The sequence below is a fragment of the Xanthomonas sp. F1 genome (assembly GCF_014199855.1).
In genome coordinates this window covers 814,559-831,840 of the sequence record NZ_JACHOK010000002.1, presented here as the reverse complement: position 1 = coordinate 831,840, position 17,282 = coordinate 814,559, and the positions used below count along the sequence as shown (strand labels likewise).

13 protein-coding genes are annotated in these 17,282 nt (G+C 67.6%); 3 read left to right on the top strand and 10 right to left on the bottom strand.

The features are described 5' to 3' along the window. Positions 1–115 precede the first annotated feature (115 nt). From GGR71_RS08140 to GGR71_RS08095, 10 genes are all read right to left on the bottom strand, one after another. The gene (locus GGR71_RS08140; RefSeq protein WP_184451862.1) at positions 116–3,232 is read right to left on the bottom strand and encodes a discoidin domain-containing protein; all 3,117 of its coding nucleotides are present in this window, start codon (positions 3,230–3,232) and stop codon (positions 116–118) included. A gap of 142 nt (positions 3,233–3,374) precedes the next feature. Continuing rightward, positions 3,375–3,668, bottom strand: a complete 294-nt coding sequence (locus GGR71_RS08135) for a hypothetical protein (protein WP_160959048.1) — start codon at positions 3,666–3,668, stop codon at positions 3,375–3,377. After that, positions 3,665–4,501, bottom strand: coding sequence for a carbohydrate ABC transporter permease (locus GGR71_RS08130; protein WP_010342667.1), 837 nt, complete (start codon positions 4,499–4,501; stop codon positions 3,665–3,667). Before GGR71_RS08130 ends, GGR71_RS08135 begins: the two co-directional genes overlap by 4 nt. Further along, on the bottom strand, positions 4,498–5,379 hold the full coding sequence (locus tag GGR71_RS08125) for a carbohydrate ABC transporter permease (RefSeq protein ID WP_048488901.1): 882 nt from the start codon (positions 5,377–5,379) through the stop codon (positions 4,498–4,500). The genes GGR71_RS08130 and GGR71_RS08125 overlap by 4 nt, the downstream gene beginning before the upstream one ends. Continuing rightward, positions 5,376–6,671, bottom strand: coding sequence for a sugar ABC transporter substrate-binding protein (locus GGR71_RS08120; RefSeq protein ID WP_048488900.1), 1,296 nt, complete (start codon positions 6,669–6,671; stop codon positions 5,376–5,378). Before GGR71_RS08120 ends, GGR71_RS08125 begins: the two co-directional genes overlap by 4 nt. Before the next feature lie 11 nt (positions 6,672–6,682). Next, positions 6,683–8,272: a glucoamylase family protein gene (locus tag GGR71_RS08115; protein WP_456362601.1), complete on the bottom strand. Its 1,590-nt coding sequence runs from the start codon at positions 8,270–8,272 to the stop codon at positions 6,683–6,685. Between the two features lie 130 nt (positions 8,273–8,402). After that, the gene (locus GGR71_RS08110) at positions 8,403–11,375 is read right to left on the bottom strand and encodes a TonB-dependent receptor (protein WP_160959051.1); all 2,973 of its coding nucleotides are present in this window, start codon (positions 11,373–11,375) and stop codon (positions 8,403–8,405) included. A 104-nt stretch (positions 11,376–11,479) separates the two neighbouring features. After that, positions 11,480–12,493: a LacI family DNA-binding transcriptional regulator gene (locus GGR71_RS08105; RefSeq protein ID WP_160959104.1), complete on the bottom strand. Its 1,014-nt coding sequence runs from the start codon at positions 12,491–12,493 to the stop codon at positions 11,480–11,482. A gap of 237 nt (positions 12,494–12,730) precedes the next feature. After that, positions 12,731–13,015, bottom strand: coding sequence for a BolA family protein (locus tag GGR71_RS08100; protein WP_152182034.1), 285 nt, complete (start codon positions 13,013–13,015; stop codon positions 12,731–12,733). After that, positions 13,012–13,311 carry a YciI family protein gene (locus GGR71_RS08095; RefSeq protein WP_152182035.1) on the bottom strand — a complete coding sequence of 100 codons (300 nt, stop codon included), beginning with the start codon at positions 13,309–13,311 and terminating at the stop codon, positions 13,012–13,014. The genes GGR71_RS08100 and GGR71_RS08095 overlap by 4 nt, the downstream gene beginning before the upstream one ends. A gap of 373 nt (positions 13,312–13,684) precedes the next feature. On the opposite strand from GGR71_RS08095, the gene GGR71_RS08090 reads away from it, so the two are divergent. Genes GGR71_RS08090 through GGR71_RS08080 form a run of 3 tightly spaced genes read left to right on the top strand, consistent with a single transcriptional unit; the run spans position 13,685 to position 17,191 of the window. Further along, positions 13,685–14,626, top strand: a complete 942-nt coding sequence (locus GGR71_RS08090) for a segregation and condensation protein A (protein WP_160959053.1) — start codon at positions 13,685–13,687, stop codon at positions 14,624–14,626. Positions 14,627–14,649: 23 nt separating this feature from the next. Next, positions 14,650–15,639, top strand: coding sequence for an SMC-Scp complex subunit ScpB (gene scpB / locus GGR71_RS08085; RefSeq protein ID WP_160959056.1), 990 nt, complete (start codon positions 14,650–14,652; stop codon positions 15,637–15,639). After that, positions 15,632–17,191 (top strand): pseudouridine synthase, encoded by a 1,560-nt coding sequence (locus GGR71_RS08080; protein ID WP_160959058.1) that lies wholly within the window; start codon positions 15,632–15,634, stop codon positions 17,189–17,191. Before scpB ends, GGR71_RS08080 begins: the two co-directional genes overlap by 8 nt. Positions 17,192–17,282: the final 91 nt, after the last annotated feature.

The window sequence follows — 17,282 nt, the reverse complement described above, 5'->3', positions numbered from 1 at the left end:
ACAAAAAGCGCCGGCATGCCGGCGCTTTTTTCATTCCCGAACCGGATCACGGCTTCACGGCTTTCGCTCGGCTCTTGCTTTTCCGGGTCCCGGGTCCCGGGTCCCGGTCCCGGCTCTACCGCATTTCGATCTGCACATCCGCCGGCAACGCATGGATGCGCAGTTCGCCGTGCTCCCACTGCGCCGTTTCGCCGTTGACCAGGGTGCGGCCGGGTTCGCCCGGGTATGGCCACGCCAGCACCAGGCCGCCGCTGGGCATGCGCAGGCCCTCGGGGATGTTCAGCAGCAAGCGGTTCTTCTGCCGGCGCAGTTGGTAGCTCAGCGGCCCCTGCGGGGTGCGCAGTTGCTCGATCGCCACGCCCTTGCCGTCGAACCAGTCGGTGGGAAGGCCCGCTGCCAGCACCAGGCTGTCGTCGACGTCGCGGGCGTAGGCGAACATGTCCAGCACCGAGCGCACGAAATCCGAGGCGACCCAGGCATGCGGCAGGTCGCCGAGGAAGAACGGCTTGCGCGGCGTGCGCGAGACCACTTCGGCCCACTGGTTCCAGGGCTGCGGCGTGCGGTCCTTGAAGAAGAACTGCGTCGCCTCCCAGGCGCGCTCGCGCCAGCCCAGGCGCACGAACGCGGACACGTTGCGCCACTCGTACGGGGTGTAGTCCTTCCACTCGCGGGTGCCGTCGCGGCGGCCGACGAACTCGCCCCAGTAACGCTCGAAGGTGTTGTCGAGCAAGGCCTGCGGCAACCGGCCCTGCTCGCCGCCCGGCGCCAGTGCGATGGTGGTCGAGGTCGGATCGAAATCGCCCAGCTCCGCCGAGCCCGGCAGGAAGTCGATGTGGTGCTGCTGGGTGGCCGCGTCCAGCGAGGCGTACAGGTCCTGGCGGAACTGGTCGCGCGAGGTGGCGAAGCGCGCGGCATCGTCGATGCGGCCCAGCTCGGCGGCGATGCTCACCGCGTCCTTGTAGCCGCGCAGCGCCCAGAAGTTGTCCCAGTACGAGTGCATCGGCTTGGCCGAATAGCCCTCGTGGCTGATCGACACCGGCATCATCCCGTAGAAGGCCGCGTTGCGCGCCCGATTCTCCTCGGTGCGCTCGCTCAGCCGCAACTGCTCCATGTAGGTGTAGGCGCCGAGTACGTGCGGCCACATCTGCTCCAGGAACGCACGGTCGCCGCTGTAGCGGTAGTAGTCGGCGACGCTGTAGATCAACTCGCCGTGGCTGTCGTTCTCCGGCACCGGGTCGCTGCCGCGGTCGTCCACGCAGCACGGCACCATGCCATTGGCGAACTGGTACGGCGCGTACCACTCCACGTATTCGCGGACCACGTCGGCGCGGCCCAGCCGCAGCAGGCCTTCGGAGATCATCGCACCGTCACGGATCCAGCTGCGCGAGTACGAGCGCGTGCCGGGCTGCAGGCGCGGCCCGATCCGCGAGATCAGCATGTGCGCCAGCGCGGTGCGCAGCGTGTCGGTGACCGCCTTGCCTTGCGCCGGCACGTGCAACTGCACGCGGTCCAGCTTTTCGTGCCACTGCGCGGCGACCTGCTGCTGCGCACGCGCGGCGTCGAAGCCCGCCGGCAGCGCGGCGTTGCCGGTCTGCGGAATCACCAGCGCCACCTCGCGCACCTCGCCCGGGGCCAGACGCCCGCGGTACAGCAGCGCGCCGGAGGCCAGGCCGTCGGGATCCTGCGCCTGCTGCGGCAGGCCGCTGGCGTCGGGGCCGAGCCGTTCGACGTCGATGCCGGCGTCGAACGCGCTGGCATAGGCCGCATCCGGCTTCTGCACCGCGAACACCCGTGGCTGGCCATTGACCTGCACCTGCGTCCCGGCGAAGGCCAGCGAGCGGATCGGGCTGACCCCGCCAACGGTGTTGAGGAACTGGCTGGGCGGGTTGACCTGGAACGGACGCACCGCCAGCGCCAGGGTGTAGTCGTGCGGCTGCTTGCTCGGATTGCTGAGCCGGTAGCGCGCCACCAGTTGCGCCTGCTCCGGCTCGCCCTGCACGAACGCGGTGACGCGCAGCGCGGCGTTGTCGTGGGTCCAGTCCACGCTGGGAATCGGCAGGTAGTCGTCCTGCAGGCTCTGCGCGCTCTTGACGTCGGCCCAGCTCAGGCGCTTGCCGTCCAGCAGCAGGAACGGCTCGATGCTGAAGCCGCCCTTGCCCACCTCGATCGCGCCATCCTCGCCGACCAGGCCCTGCTCGCGGCCGCCGTCCAGGCCGACGATGGTCCAGTACGATTGCTCGCCGCTGAAGCCGCGCGGGAACCAGCCGCGGGTGGACTGCGCCGCCACCGACTTGATGAAGTCGTTCTGGGTCGCGGCGAAGGCCAGCGGCTGCAGCGCGATATCGGCGATACCGTAGCGGAAGCTGGGGCCGTCCTGCAGGTCGAAGCGCACATAGCGCGCCTCGGTCTCCGGCAGCGCCAGCCAGTCGGTGCCGCCGTTGCCGGCGGTCACTTGGCGCAACTCGCGCCAACTGCGCCCGTCGGCCGAGCCCTGCACGGTATAGCGCGAGGCGTACACCCCTGGCGCCCACTGCACCTTGGCGCCGCCGAACTCGCGCACCTTGCCCAGGTCCAGCATGATCGTCTGGTTCTTGGCGTTGCCGCTGTACCAGACCGTGTCCGGCTTGCCGTCGGCGATGCGCTGCTCCAGCGCCGGGGCGGTATCGGTGCTGACCTTCATCGTCAGCGGCGAGGTGTCCTGCGGCGGCAGCGGGGTCAGGGTCAGCTGGTCGAAGCATACCGTGCCGGCGCCGCCGACCTGGTTGTAGATGGTGAACTCGATCTGCGCGCTGCGGGTGAGTTCCTTCTCCGGACTGGGTCCCCAGGCCTTGTCGATCTGCCGCTTCTTGAAGGTGACCGTGCTCCACTGCTTCGGAAAATCGTAACGCGGGCGGTTGACCCACCACACGTTGTCGCCACTGGCGTCGACCAGCTTGAACTGCAGGTCGTTGCTCGGCGAATCGCCGCGCAGCTGGAACGCGAACTGGTAGTTGTCCGGATAGTCGATCGGCAGCGTGCGGCGGATCCCGGCATAGCCGGACACGCCATTGAAGTCGTAGTCCAGGCACAGCGCCTTGGCGCGGCCGCCGCTGGGCGCCTGCACCAGCCGGGTCGAGGCGGTGACCTGGTTGGAGACGACGATCTGCCACTTGTCCAGATCGTTGAAGCTGTCCAGCGTCACCGTGGAGGTCGGTGGCGCCGCAACGGCGTGTGCCGCCGCCAGTCCCAGCATCGCCAGCAGCGCGCGTGCGCACGTCGTCGCCATCCCGTCCCTCATCGTGTTCCCCGTTCGTTGCGTTGCGTGTCTGCTGTTTTCGGAGGGGCGGTCGGCCCCGATGCCATTTCTCGGTCTGCTGTCGCGGCTGAAGCCGCTCCTACACGTCCTGCCCGACCATCCATGGCCGGGCGTTCGGCGCAACGCGCGCCAGTGGCGCTCGGTGTTCCGCATCGCCGTTGCCATCCATGGCGCAAAAATCCCACACCAGAACGTCCTGCCCGGCCATCCATGGCCGGGCGTTCGGCGCAACGCGCGCCAGTGGCGCTCGGTGTTCCGCATCGCCGCTGCCATCCATGGCGCAAAAATCCCACACCAGATCGTCCGGCCTGGCCATCCATGGCCAGGCGTTCGCGAACGCGCGAGCCAGTGGCTCGCAAGCGCGTTCGCTCACCCCTTCACGCTGCCGAGCAGCAGGCCCTGGATGTAGTAGCGCTGCAACGCCAGGAACAGCGCCAGTACCGGGATGACGGTGACCACGGCGCCGGCCATCATCATCTCCACGTCCATGATGTGCTCGCGCGACAGCGCCGCCAGTGCCACCGGCAAGGTGTAGTGCTCCTGGTCGGTCAGCACGATCAGCGGCCACATGAAGTCGTTCCACGCCGCCATGAAGGTGAAGATGGTCAGCGTCACCAGCACCGGCTTGAGCATCGGCAGCACGATCTGGAAGAAGATCCGCAGTTCGCCGGCGCCGTCGATGCGGGCGGCCTCCAGCAGTTCATCCGGGATCGAACGCGCGTACTGGCGCACCAGGAAGATGCCGAACACCGTCGCCAACGCCGGCACGACCACGCCGCCGAAGTTGTTGACCAGATGCAGCTGCTTCATCAACAGGAACAGCGGCAGCATCGCCACCTGCGCCGGGATCACCAGCGCCGCCAGCAGGATCTGGAAGATCCGTTCCTTGCCGACGAAGCGCAGCTTGGCGAAGGCATAGCCGGCCATGGTGTTGATCAGCAGCGAGCCGAAGGTGATCGCGCAGGACACCAGCAGGCTGTTGGCGAAGTTGCGGGCCATGCCGGTGCGCGAGAACAGCTCGCCGTAATTGGCCAGGGTGGCCCCGGTGGGCAACATCGGCGGCGGGAAGCGGCTGGCCTGCCCCGCCGGCATGAACGACACCGACACCATCCACAACAGCGGCGCCAGGCTGATCACGGCGAGCAGCAGCAGCCCGCCGTTGACCAGCAGCGTGTTCCAGCGCGAGGCGCCGATCTCCCGGCTCATACCAGGTCCCTCTTGCGGCCGAAGCGCAGCATCACCGTCGTCACTCCCAGGATGATCAGGAACAGCAGGAACGCCACCGCCGAGGCGCGGCCGAGGTTCCACCACTTGAAGCCTTCCTCGAACATGTAATACAGCACGCTGACCGTGCTCTGCAGGGGGTCGCCGCGGGTCATCACATAGGGTTCGGCGAACAGTTGGAAATAGCCGGACACAGTGATCACCCCGACCACCAGCAACACCGGCCCCAGCATCGGCAAGGTGATGTGCAGGAACTGCCGCCACTTCGAGGCGCCGTCGATGCGCGCCGCCTCGTACAGGTCCTGCGGGATCGCCTGCAGGCCGGCGAGGAAGATCACCATGTTGTAGCCGAAGTTCTTCCACACCGCGAACAGCATGATGGTCGGCATCGCCCAGTGCGGGTCGCCCAGCCAGTCGATCGGGCCGATGCCCAAGTGCGCCAGGCCATAGTTGACCAGGCCGTAGCTGGTGTGGAACAGATAGCGCCAGATCACCGCCACCGCCACCAGGGTGGTCACCACCGGCGCGAACAGCGCGGTGCGGAACAGCGCCTTGAACCGCGCCACCGGCGCGTTCAGCAGCAGCGCCGCGCCCAGCGAGGCGCCGATGGACAGCGGCACGCCGACGATCACGAAGTACGTGGTGTTCCACAGCGACTTCCAGAACATCGGCGTCTGCAGCAACTCGAGGTAGTTGCCGAAGCCGACGAAGCGCAGGTTGTGGCGGTCGGCCAGCGAATACAGGTCGAAGTCGGTGACGCTCAGCGCCAGCGCCGACAGCACCGGCAGGCCGAAGAACACACCGATCACGATCAATGCCGGGCCGGCGAACAGCCAGCCGATCAGGGAACCGCGCTTCATGGCGCCGCTCCCGCGGCCGGCGCCGCCGTCCCTTCGCGATGCTGCTGATGGATCCAGCGGCGCTTCTCCAGGATCTCGTCGACCCGCTTGTCCAGTTCCCGCATCGCCTTCTCCTGCGGTTCGCCGCCGCGCACCACCCGCTCGGTGGCCAGCCGCATCTCCTGCACGATGCGCTCCCACTCCAGGACCTTCGGTGCCGGCTTGACCCGCTCCAACTGATCGCGGAACGCATGTGCCAGCGGATCGTCGGCCAGCGACGGATACGCCCAGGTGCTGCGCCGCGGCGGCATGTCGCCGATCAGCGCGTGGAAGCGCGCCTGGATCTGCGGCCGCGACAGGAACTCGATCAGCTTCCAGGCCGCATCCTTGTGCTCGGACTTGCGAAAGATCACCAGGCTGGTGCCGCCGGCGATGCCGGCACCGGGACCGTCCGGACCGGGCAGCGGCATGGTGCCCCATTGGTCCTTCAGTGCCGGCGGCTGCACTTTGCGGAACTCGCGGATGTTCCACGGGCCGGAGATGTAGAACGCATAGAAGCCATTGAAGAACTCGTCCCAGACGTTGGAGATCTGCGTCTCCGACATCTTCGGCGCCCAGCCCTGGTCGAACATGTTGGCGTAGAACGCCAGCGCCTTGCGGAAGCCGGGGCTTTCGAAGTTGCCGTAGTTGTCGTGGTCGCGCAGCAGCGGATCGGGCATCTGCAGGCCCAGCGACAGCTGCTGCTCGAACTCGTTGAGCGGCATCAGGATCGCGTAGCGCTTGGGCCCGACGTGCTTCTTCACCGCCGCCATCGCCTGCTCCCACTCGGCCCAGGTCTGCGGCAGCTTGGTCACCCCGGCGTCGCGCAGCATGTCCTTGCGGTAGAACAGCAGGCGCGTGTCCACGTACCAGGGGATGCCGTAGAGATGGCCATCGATGACGCTGGTGTCCCAGATGCCGGGGAAGTAGTCCTTCGGGTCGACCACCTTGGAGCGGTCGACATAGGGCTGCAGCGGCTGCAGCGTACCCAGTTCAGCGAATTCCGGAATCCAGGTGTTGCCCAGCTGGCACACGTCCGGCAGGCCGTCGGCGGCGAAGGCGGTGAGCAGCTTCTCGTGCGCGGCGGTCCACGGGATGTTCTGGATGTCCACGTGGATGCCGGGATTCTCCTTTTCGAACTGCGGGATCAGTTCGGCCACCACCTCGGCCTCGCGGCCCATCGCCCAGAACCGCACCACCTCGCCCTGCGGCGCGCGTGCGCAGCCGCACACCGCCACGACCAACAGGCCCAACGACAACCAACGACCGATCATGCGTGCTGTGCTCATTCCGGCTGCTGCGGCTGGCGCTGGGCGGGGTTGGGCTGCGCCTCGGCGGCGGCGGCGCGCGACTCGGCGATGCCCAGCGCACGCGCATTGGCCGCCTGCTCGTCCTTCTTCGGCAACGGCTGGGCCTCGCCCTCCGGGGTCAGCCAGCCGCCAGTGAAGCCGGCGCGCTCCAGCCCGGTGCGCAGGTACTTGTTCTTCTTCATCACGTTCCAGACGAACTCGTTGCGGTAGTTGGCGATCATGGTGACGATCGCACCCTGATCGATGCCGATGTAGTCACCGGCCACCCAGCCGCGGTTGGGGATCATGCGGCCGGTTTTGAGCGGAATATCGTAGTTGAAGCTGGGGTTGAACGAATCCAGGAAGCCGTAGCTCGAATACACGAAATCGCCGAAGCGCTTGTGCATTTCCTGGGTCGCCGGGATCACCACCTCCGGCGCGAACACGATCGAGGACACCGCCGCGGTCGGCGCGATGGTGCCGTCGTCGAAGGCCTCGAACAGGCCGGCGCCGCGCGTGCGGTAGTGGAAGAACTGGCGCTGCTCGCCGCGGTACTCCTGGGTGGTGTTCTGCGGACCGTCGCTGGCGGTCAGGCCCCACACGTTCTCGCCGTACTCCTTCCACTTCATCGGATTGTCGATGGCGTACTCGCGCTGCGCCAGCGTGGCGCGGCGGCTGTTGAGGAAGTAGTCGATGCCGTGCTCGCGCATGTACTGGTCCTGGATGTCGCGGAAGTCGATCCAGACGTGGTTGTACTGGTGCGCGAACAGCGGGCCGAACGCCAGGTATTCCTGGCCGTAGTACACGCCCCAGTCCTTGTTGTAGGTGCGCGTCCATTCCTGCCACGCGTCCGGCTCGATCGGATGCGTGGGCGAACCCAACGCCAGCAGATACACCATCATGCCTTCGTTGTAGCCCATCCAGTCGTGCTGGATGAAGCCGCGCTCGGGGTACCAGCCCATCGTGATCAGCGGCTTGCGCTGCTGCATCCACGGCCAGTCCACGCGCCGATACAGGGTATCGGCGATCTGGCGGATCTCCTTTTCGTCGGCGGTGTCGCCTTCGTAGTAGGACTGGGCGAACAGCACCCCCATCATCAACAGCGCGGTGTCGATGGTCGACAATTCCACCCACTGGTCGTAGCGCAGCCCCTTCTGCATGTCCAGAAAGTGGTAGTAGAAGCCCTTGTAGCCGGCGCGGCCGGTGCGCTGCGGGCCGACCGGCACGTCGCGCAGGAAGCGCAGCGTGGTCAGGGTGCGCTGCACCGCCTGCTCGCGGCTGATCCAGCCGTTTTCGTAACCGATCGGATAGACGGTAAGGGCGAAGCCGATCGAGGCGATGGACGCGAAGGGCCGCGACGGATAGCGGTCCACCGCCATGCCGTTCTGTTCGTTGGTGGTGTCCCAGAAGAACTGGAAGGTGCGGCGTTCGATGTCCTCGAACAGGGGCGGCAATTCCGGCTTCGACAGTTTCGGCGGCAACTCGGCCTCGACCAGGATCACCTTGACCGGCTTCTTCTCCACCGCCTTCGGCTCCTCGTCGGTCTTCTTGCACGCCGTCAGCAGCACCCCTGCCGCCATCACCATCAACGAAAACCTGATGAAACTGCCCTGCTTCTTCATCGTGCCCCCCGTGAAATCGTTTACATGCACGCAAAAAATAACCCACTTCCGCATCGCCGCGGCGCCCGGTGCACGGGCGCCGCAGCGGCCTTGCTTACCAGTTCAAGCCGAACGACAGCTTGAACGTCCGCATCGGCGAGGCGAGCACGCCGTTCGGCGTGCCGAACGCCGTGTTCAGGTCGGCGTAGGTGCCGGTCGCGGTGTTGTAGTCCGCATAGTTGGTCCAGTTGAACAGGTTGATGACATCGGCGCGCACGTTGAACTTGATGCCCGACCCGGTATCCCATTCCTTGTTCGCCGCCAGGCTGAATTCCTTGTAGCCCAGCGTGGAATCCGGCTTGTACTGAATGATATAGCACTGGTCGTTGCCCGCCAGGCAGTTGGTGCCGTAACGCGGGGTCTGGCTGGCCAGCGACAGCTTGGCCGACAGGGTGATGGCGTACGGCAGATCGTAGATGCCGGTGACCACCAGGCGGTTCTTCGGGATGCCGCCGGCCTCACGCCAGCCATAGCCGGCCATCGACGGCTGGTCCAGCGCGTAGTGCTCGCCGTACTGCCGGTTCTCCTTGGCATCGGAGAAGGTGTACGCCACGGTCAGGCCCCAGCCGGACTCCTTGTCGTAGGGCTTGTCCAGCTTCAGCGCCAGCTGGTTGTTGCGCGTCTTCAGGCCATTGGTGCCGAGCACGATCGCGCTGTAGCCGTTGGGCGAGTCGGTCGGCACGCCGGAGGTGGTGCCGGGCAGGAAGAACGAACCGTCGGCACGGCGATTGCCGCGCAGGAACACGAAGCCGTCCTCGCTGACGATGCGGCTCAGGGTCACGTCCGTGTACCAGTCGTTGCCCCAGAAATGCACCATGTTGCGCATGCCCAGGCTGAACTGGTCGGAGTACGGCACCTTGATGTTGTTGTCGATCAGGTAGACCTCGCGGCCACCGCCGGCGCCGCCGGTGTTGGACGCCGCCAGCCCGTTCAGGCCGGCCTGGGTCGCATAGTTCGGATCCCACGCGACGCACGGCTGGCCCAGGCACGGCGTGTTGGCGCTGCTGAAGTAGTAGCTGTAGGAGCGGAAGTTGTTGTTGAGCTGCTCCAGCGCCAGGTAGTCGAACAGGTTGCGGTCGTAGGCACGGCCGGCACCGCCGTAGATCACGTGCGCCTGGTCGCCGAACAGGTCGTAGGAGAAGCCCAGGCGCGGCTGCCAGGCGTCCTTGAACGCCTTGCGATTGTTGCCGGTGCTGATGTAGTTGGCGATGTCGTAGTTGGCGTTGTCCAGGTTGCGCCAGTTCAGCAGCGCGCTGGCGACGTCGGCCGGGGTGACGAAGTCGAGGAACGACGGGGTCTTCTCGTAGTCGTAGCGCACGCCCAGGTTCAGGGTCAGGTGCTCGTTGACCTCCCAGTCGTCCTGCAGGTAGATGCCGTACTGCTTGTTCTGCGATTGCACCGAACCGCCGTCGCCGGTGTCGCCGAAGCGCACCCGGTACGGCGTGCCGACATCGCTGAGGATGTTGTAGTAGTACTGCGGATTGGCCGGATTGATCTGGGTCGAATCGAGCTGGATGTCCTTGTACTTCACACCCATCTTGATGGTGTGGCTGCCGTGCCACTCGAGGCTGTTGAGGGTCAGGTCGTCCTGCAGGGTCCAGCCCTTCTGCCCCTTGTTCTGGAAGCTGCTGCCGGCGCCGGCGCTGAGGATGGTGGTCTCGTTGCCGGCCTGCGGCACGTAGGACAGCACATAGCCGCTGCCATCGGTGAGCGGGGTCTGGGTCCAGAACGCGCTCTCGTAGCTCAGGTTCAGATCGTTGAGGAAGGCCTCGCCGCTGTACTGCCAACGCAGGTTGGCGCGCTTTTCCTTCTGCCCGTTGCTGCTGCCGTGCTGGTAGGTGGTGGTGTCGCCGATGTCCGACAGCTCGTCTTCCTTGCGGTACTTGCCGGTCAGCTCGAACAGGTTGTTGTCGCCCAGGGTCCAGTCGATCTTGCCGAAGTACAGGTCTTCCTTGAACGGCGTGCTGTAGGTGGCCACCAGCGGCTGCAGCTGCGCCGGCAACTGGTCGACGCGGTCGGCGTAGATGCCGCCCGGGATCACCGTGTTCGGCGTAGTGTATTCCTTGGCCTCGTAGGCCACGAAGAAGTGCGCGCGGTCCTTGAGGATCGGGCCACTGAAGGTGGCGCCGTACTGGGTCTCTGAGAAGTCGTCGCGCTGGCCGGCCTTGCGCTCCAGCGGGCTTTCGGCGCGCCAGTCGTCGTTGGTCGTATCCCAGAAGAAGCTGCCGTGGAAATCGTTGGTGCCGGACTTGGTCGAGGCGACGATCGCCGCGCTGCTGACCTGGTCGAACTCGGCCTTGTAGTTGGAGGTGATGACCTTGTACTCGCCGATCGCCGACTGCGGGAACGGGTTGCCACGGCTGGAATCCTGGCCGCTGACGCCGCCGGTCAGCACATAGTTCTTCTGGCTGATACCGTCGATGTAGACATTGGTGCCGTTGGCCGAGGTCGCGCCGGAGCGCACCGTGGTGTTGCCCTTGGCGTCGCGCTGGAACTGCACGCTCGGCACGCTGTCGGCCAGCTCCAGGAAGTTGCGCGTGGCCTGCGGCAGCTTCTCGATCTGCACGTTGGAAATGTAGGTGGCGTTCTCCGAGGTGCGGGTTTCCACCAGCACCGGCGGCGCCTGCACCTGTACCGCGTCGAGCGTGGTCGCGCCCTGCCCGCTGGCGGTGGCCGCTTCGCCGCCCACACCCAGGTCCAGGGTCGCGGTCTGGCCGACCTGCACGGTGACGTTCTGCGAGGTGGTCTTGCCGTCGGCGTTGACGTCGATGCGGTAGGAACCCGGCGGCAAGCCGCCGACCGAATAGGTGCCGTTGCTGGTCTGCACGCTGCGGGTCAGACCGGTGGCCAGGTTGGTGGCGGTGACCTGCGCGGACGCGGCCGGCGCCGAATCGACCTTGACCTGGCCGCGAATGGTGGCGCCGGTGCTCTGCGCGAATGCCGGCGCGGCGCCCAGCAGCAGGCAACTGGCGAGAGCGCAGCTCAACAGCTTGCGCGTGGGCCGGGTGGAGTGCGGGGTGTGTTGCATGTGGGGTTTCCCTCCAGGAAAGACGTGGTGCTCGTTATGGGTGGTGCGTGGTGCTTCGATGGTCGAAGTGGAACAAGCGATGCGGCGCGAACGTTCGCGTCGCATCAGGAACGGGCCGTGCTGGAATCGCGCACGACCAACGTAGGAACCAGGGTCTGCCGCTGCCGGTCGTCCGCGTCGGGCCGATCGATCAGGTGCAGGAGGCGATGCATCGCCTGCTCACCAAGCCCGGCGATGCTGACGCGCATGGTGGTGAGGGATGGGTGAACGAAACGCGCCAGCGGAATGTCGTCGAAGCCGGCGAGCGCGACGTCGTCGGGCACGCGCACATCGCGTTGAGTGAAGGCGTACAGGCAACCGAGCGCGGTCATGTCGTTGGCGGCGAACACCGCATCGGGCAGCGCGCCGGCCTGCAGCATCGCCTGTCCGGCGCGATAGCCGGAAGCTTCGTCGAAGTCGCCCGGAAACTCCTCGCCGTACGCTTGCCCGGGATGGCGCGCGATGGCGTCGCGGAAGCCACGCAGCCGTTCGCGCGCGTCGAAGTTCAATTCCGGGCCGCCGATGAAGGCGATGCGGCGATGCCCCATCGCCAGCAGGTGCTCGGTCATCGCCATCGCGCCGGCATGGTCGTCGATGCTCAGCACCGGGTATTCGGTGCCCGGCAGATGGGTGTTGATCAACACCGTCGGCAGCGCCTGCGGCAGGTTGTCGGTGAGGAAGCCGGGGCGCTCGGCATACGGCGACAGCACCAGCAGGCCGTCGACGCGGCCGCGCATCGCCCGCAGCGCCCGTCCCTGCTCTTCCGGGTCGCCGTGGTAGCTGGACACCAGCAGGTGCTGGCGGCGCGCGCGGGCGGCGCCGTCGATGCCGCGGATCAGTTCGGAGAAGAATTCGCCGTACAGGTCCGGCAGCACCACGCCCAGAGTCTGGGTGCGGCGGCTGCTGAGGCTGCGCGCCGCCGCATGCGGGCTGTAGCGCAGGCGCTCGGCCACTTCCAGGACCAGGGTCCGCACCGGCGCGGCCACGTTCTCGTGGCCGTTGAGCGCACGCGACACGGTGGCCACGGAGACCCGGGCCTCGCGTGCGACGTCTTTGATGGTGACCGCGCTCTTCGCCATCGTGCCGCCCTCCGCGGCAGAGACCTTGAGAAACTGGCGCGGACTGTAATCGTTTTCAGCGCGAGGCAGAAGCCTTTTGTTATTTTTCCAATAAAAGTCTTGTTTTTCAGTCGCTTGAATAATGCGAAACCGGTCGGAATCGTACCGCAGCGCAACATAATTCAGGTGCGGATTCCGGTTTCCCGCGGGGTGCGCACCCCGTTTCCGGGCCAGCGGCACCCCTTCCTGCCGCAGGCATCAGCCGCCCGTGCCCGGCACCTCGGCGCGGATCGACAACGCATGGATGTCGGTCTGCATCATCTCGCCCAGCGCCGCGTAGACGGCGCGATGCCGGGCCAGCGGCGCCATCCCGGCGAAGGCCGCACTGACCACCCGGACATTGAAATGCCCGCGGCCATCGCGCGCGCCGGCGTGGCCGGCATGACGGTGGCTGTCGTCCTCCACCTCCAGCGCCTGCGGCGCGAACGCCGCTTCCAGCGCGGCGCGGATCCGCGCCACCCGCTCGGCGCCGACCTGGCTCATGGCAGCACCTTGCGGAACGGCCGCACCTCGACCCGGGCGTAGACGCCGGCGTCGACATAAGGGTCGGCCTCGGCCCAGGCCCGCGCCTCGGCCAGCGAGTCGAACGCGGCCACCACCAGGCTGCCGCTGAAGCCGGCCGGGCCCGGATCCTCGGCGTCGATCGCCGGGCACGGCCCGGCCAGCAACAGCCGTCCGGCCTCCTGCAACTGGGTCAGCCGCTGCAGATGCGCCGGCCGCGCCGCCGCCCGCCGCGGCAGCGCATCGGCCACGTCGTACCCCTCGATCACGTACCACATCGCGTCTTCGCCCTCATTGCTCATCTCTGGACATGTCATTGTAGGACCTGGCCCGGCGCGACGGCGCTGGACACCGACCCCGCCGGCGCATTACCCTTGGTTCCATTGCACGCGGCCGGATGCAGCGGCCCGTCGGTGATCGGCGACCCCAAGCCCCTTCCGACGACCGATTCGCTGCCTGACACCGCCCGCGCAGACGTCCTCCTCTGCAGTTCCCGCCGCCACGACACGCGTGGCGTGCGTCGTGTGTCTTGTTGAAGTACCGAGCGCGTTGCGGGGACGACGCGCCATTGAACCGCAGCACTGCCGGCAAGGAGCCGCGCCGGGTCGCGCCTGCCCGGCCCTTCGCTACCGCAACACCGATGTCCAACCGATGACCTCCGAACTCGCGCTCGACGCGAACCCGCCAATCCAGACGACCTCGCCACAGCAGCAGGAAATGCCGCTGGCGGTCGTGCATGGGCAGCCGGTGCTGCAGATCCCGCAGGATCTGTACATCCCGCCGGACGCGCTGGAAGTGATCCTGGACGCGTTCGAAGGCCCGCTGGACCTGCTGCTGTACCTGATCCGCCGGCAGAACCTGGACATCCTGGACATCCCCGTCGCCGAGATCACCCGGCAGTACGTGGACTACATCAACGTGATGCAGGAGCTGCGCTTCGAACTGGCGGCCGAATACCTGGTGATGGCCGCGATCCTGGCCGAGATCAAGTCGCGGATGCTGCTGCCGCGGCCGCCGGCCGAAGACGGCGAGGAAACGGACCCGCGCGCCGAACTGGTCCGCCGCTTGCAGGAGTACGAACGCTTCAAGCAGGCGGCCGAGGACATCGACGCGCTGCCGCGTCAGGACCGCGACACCACCCCGGTACACGCCCACGTGCCGGACCGTGCCGCGGTCAAGCTGCCGCCGCCGGTGGAGTTGAAGGAAATGCTGCTGGCGCTGTACGACGTGCTCAAGCGCGCCGAACTGTTCAGCGGCCACGCGATCAAGCGCGAGGCGCTGAGCGTGCGCCAGCGCATGGGCGACGTGCTGGGCCGTCTGGACGACGGCAAGTTCCACCGTTTCGAATCGCTGTTCAGTGCCGAGGAAGGCAAGCTCGGTGTGCTGGTCACCTTCCTGGCGCTGCTGGAACTGGCCAAGGAGCAGTTGCTGGACATCGTTCAGGAGCCGCTGGCGCACGTCCCCGCCGATGCCACCGACCGTCCACCGCTGCCGCCGATCTACGTCAAGTCGCTGGCATTGGGCAACACCAACGCGCCGCTGCAGTTCAACAGCGAATTCGACGACAGCGATGCCGCCGACGCCACCACCTGAGTCCACCGAGAACCCGCCCCCGCATGGATCAAGCGCTGATCAACCGCATCGTCGAGGCCGCCCTGCTCGCCGCCAACCAGCCGTTGCCGCTGGCGCAGTTGCACGGCCTGTTCCCGGAGGAGGAACCCGCGCCGCCGGGCAGCATCGAACGCGCGCTGGAACTGCTGCGCGAGGCCTGCGAGGGCCGCGGCGTGGAACTGGTCGAAGTCGCCTCCGGGTTCCGCTACCAGGTGCGCAGCGACGTGCACGCCTGGGTGGCGCGGCTGTGGACCGAGCGCAAGACCCGCTACACCCGCGCCACGCTGGAGACCCTGGCGCTGATCGCCTACCGGCAGCCGATCACCCGCGGCGAGATCGAGCAGGTACGCGGCGTGGCGGTCAGCAGCAACATCATCCAGGCGCTGGAAGAACGCGAATGGATCCGCGTGGTCGGACACCGCGACGTGCCGGGCAAGCCGGCGCTGTTCGGCACCACCAAGACCTTCCTGGACTATTTCGGGCTCAAGCGCCTGGACGAACTGCCGCCGCTGTCCGAACTCAAGGACATCGGCGAACTGGAACCGCAGCTGCCGCTGGAGCGCGACGCGCTGCCGGTCGGCGACATGGCCCAGGCCGACGCCGCCCCGGGTGATGACGCCGACCAGAGCAAGCAAGGCGCCCAGGGCGACACCATGGCGCAGGCCGCGGCCACCGACGAATCCGCCGAGCCCCGCGCGACGGCGCAGGCAGACGCGGCCGATGCCGCAGACGCCGATGCCGATGCCGATGCAGCAGACGCAAGCGACACCGCAGCACCGCACACCCCCGCGACCGACGACGCCGATGCGTCGACGGCCACGGATCCCACAACCGCCCCGACGGGCGAACCCGAAGCCGCGCCGGGAGAGCGCGCGGCGGATGCGAACGAAGCCGAAGACAACGCCGTCGCGACGACGACCGTGGCTGTTGACGATGCCGATTCCGAACCACAGGCCGACGCGCAACGCGCCGGCCGGAGCCAAGTAAATGAGTGACACCTCCCGCAAGCTGTCGTTGAACAAGCTCTCGCTCAAGCGCGACGCCGCTGCCGCCGAGCAGCCGAAACTGGAAGAACGCCTGCACAAGGTCCTGGCCCAGGCCGGGCTGGGGTCGCGCCGGGCGCTGGAACAGCGCATCGCCGACGGCCTGGTCAAGGTCAACGGCGAGGTCGCGAAGACCGGCATGTCGATCCGCAGCGGCGACAAGATCGAGCTGGACGGCCGCAGCTTCGTCGCCAGCGCGCTGACCGAGCCCTCGCGCGTGCTGATCTACAACAAGCCCGAAGGCGAAGTGACCACGCGCGAAGATCCCGAAGGCCGCCCGACCATCTTCGAGGCGCTGCCGGCGCTGAAGGGCGCGCGCTGGATCGCGATCGGCCGCCTGGATATCAACACCACCGGCCTGCTGCTGCTCACCACCGACGGCGAGCTTGCCAACGCGATGATGCACCCCTCCTACGAGATCGAGCGCGAGTACGTGGTGCGCGTGCGCGCCCCGGAAGGCGAAGAGACCGTGCCCGACAGCATGATCGAGCGGCTCTCGCGCGGCGTGCTACTGGAGGACGGCGGCGCCAAGTTCGACGAGATCGAACGCATCGGCGGCACCGACTCGCACGACTGGTTCCGGGTGGTGGTCAAGGAAGGCCGCAACCGCGAAGTGCGGCGCCTGTGGGAATCGCAGGGCTGCCAGGTCAGCCGGCTCAAGCGCACCCGCTACGGCAAGATCGCGCTGCCGCGCGAACTGCTGCGCGGGCACTCGATGGAACTGGCGCAGGACAAGGTCGAGGCGCTGCGCGCCGAGCTGAAGCTGGAGGAAGGCACCCCGTCGGCGCTGACCCTGCAGCCGGTGATCGGCCAGCGCAAGGCGGCCAAGGCCACCGTGCAGGTCGGCCGCGGCGGCAACGCCTACGTCAACGGCCACAACACCGCCGACGAAGGCCGCGAACTGCGTCGCTTCGACACGTTCCGCGAAGACCGTGGCCGCGGCCGCGGCGGCAAGAAGCCGCACGGCGGCCTGACCGTGAGCGGCGAAATGGCCGCCAAGCAGGCGCAGAAGCCGTTCAAGCAGCGCACGCCGAAGGGCCCCAAGCCGCTGCCGGACGGCAACCCCGCCGCGTTCCGCACCTGGTACGTGCCCGACGGTGTCAGCACCGGCCCGACCGGCCACCGCAACGCCGGTCCCGGCGGCCGCGGCCAGGGTCAAGGCCAGGGGCGTCCTTACGCCAAGCCGCGTCCGGCCGGTGCCGGCGCGGGTGCAGGTGCCGGCCAGGGCCGCGGTCCTGGCCAGGGCCAGGGCCAGGGGCAGCGCAAGGCGCACCCGTACGGACATCCGGCCAATGCGCCGAGCTTCCCGTCCGATCACGCCACCCCCGGCTTCAATCCCTACGGCGCCGCGCCGCGCGCAGCGCGCCCGGCCGGCGGCCAGAAGCGCGGCCCGGGTCCGGGCGGGCGCCCCGGCGGCGGCAACCGCCCGGCCGGCGGTCGTCCTCCGGGCGGCGGCGGCCGCCCCGGTGGCGGCGGCAACCGTGGCGGTTCGCGCGGCGGCTGAGTGACGGCGCCGACGCGGCGTGCGTCGGCCAGCCCCGCTCCCGACAAGGGCGTCTGCAAAAGCGGCGCCCTTTTTCGTGGGGCGCTACCGC

Bases quoted from the DNA above. Each gene is read 5' to 3' on its own strand.
- GGR71_RS08140 (WP_184451862.1), bottom strand. From the start codon at position 3,232: ATGCTGGGACTGGCGGCGGCACACGCCGTTGCGGCGCCACCGACCTCC.
- GGR71_RS08130 (WP_010342667.1), bottom strand. From the start codon at position 4,501: ATGAGCCGGGAGATCGGCGCCTCGCGCTGGAACACGCTGCTGGTCAAC.
- GGR71_RS08125 (WP_048488901.1), bottom strand. From the start codon at position 5,379: ATGAAGCGCGGTTCCCTGATCGGCTGGCTGTTCGCCGGCCCGGCATTG.
- GGR71_RS08120 (WP_048488900.1), bottom strand. From the start codon at position 6,671: ATGATCGGTCGTTGGTTGTCGTTGGGCCTGTTGGTCGTGGCGGTGTGC.
- GGR71_RS08115 (WP_456362601.1), bottom strand. From the start codon at position 8,272: ATGGTGATGGCGGCAGGGGTGCTGCTGACGGCGTGCAAGAAGACCGAC.
- GGR71_RS08110 (WP_160959051.1), bottom strand. From the start codon at position 11,375: ATGCAACACACCCCGCACTCCACCCGGCCCACGCGCAAGCTGTTGAGC.
- GGR71_RS08105 (WP_160959104.1), bottom strand. From the start codon at position 12,493: ATGGCGAAGAGCGCGGTCACCATCAAAGACGTCGCACGCGAGGCCCGG.
- GGR71_RS08100 (WP_152182034.1), bottom strand. From the start codon at position 13,015: ATGAGCCAGGTCGGCGCCGAGCGGGTGGCGCGGATCCGCGCCGCGCTG.
- GGR71_RS08095 (WP_152182035.1), bottom strand. From the start codon at position 13,311: ATGTGGTACGTGATCGAGGGGTACGACGTGGCCGATGCGCTGCCGCGG.
- GGR71_RS08090 (WP_160959053.1), top strand. From the start codon at position 13,685: ATGACCTCCGAACTCGCGCTCGACGCGAACCCGCCAATCCAGACGACC.
- scpB (WP_160959056.1), top strand. From the start codon at position 14,650: ATGGATCAAGCGCTGATCAACCGCATCGTCGAGGCCGCCCTGCTCGCC.
- GGR71_RS08080 (WP_160959058.1), top strand. From the start codon at position 15,632: ATGAGTGACACCTCCCGCAAGCTGTCGTTGAACAAGCTCTCGCTCAAG.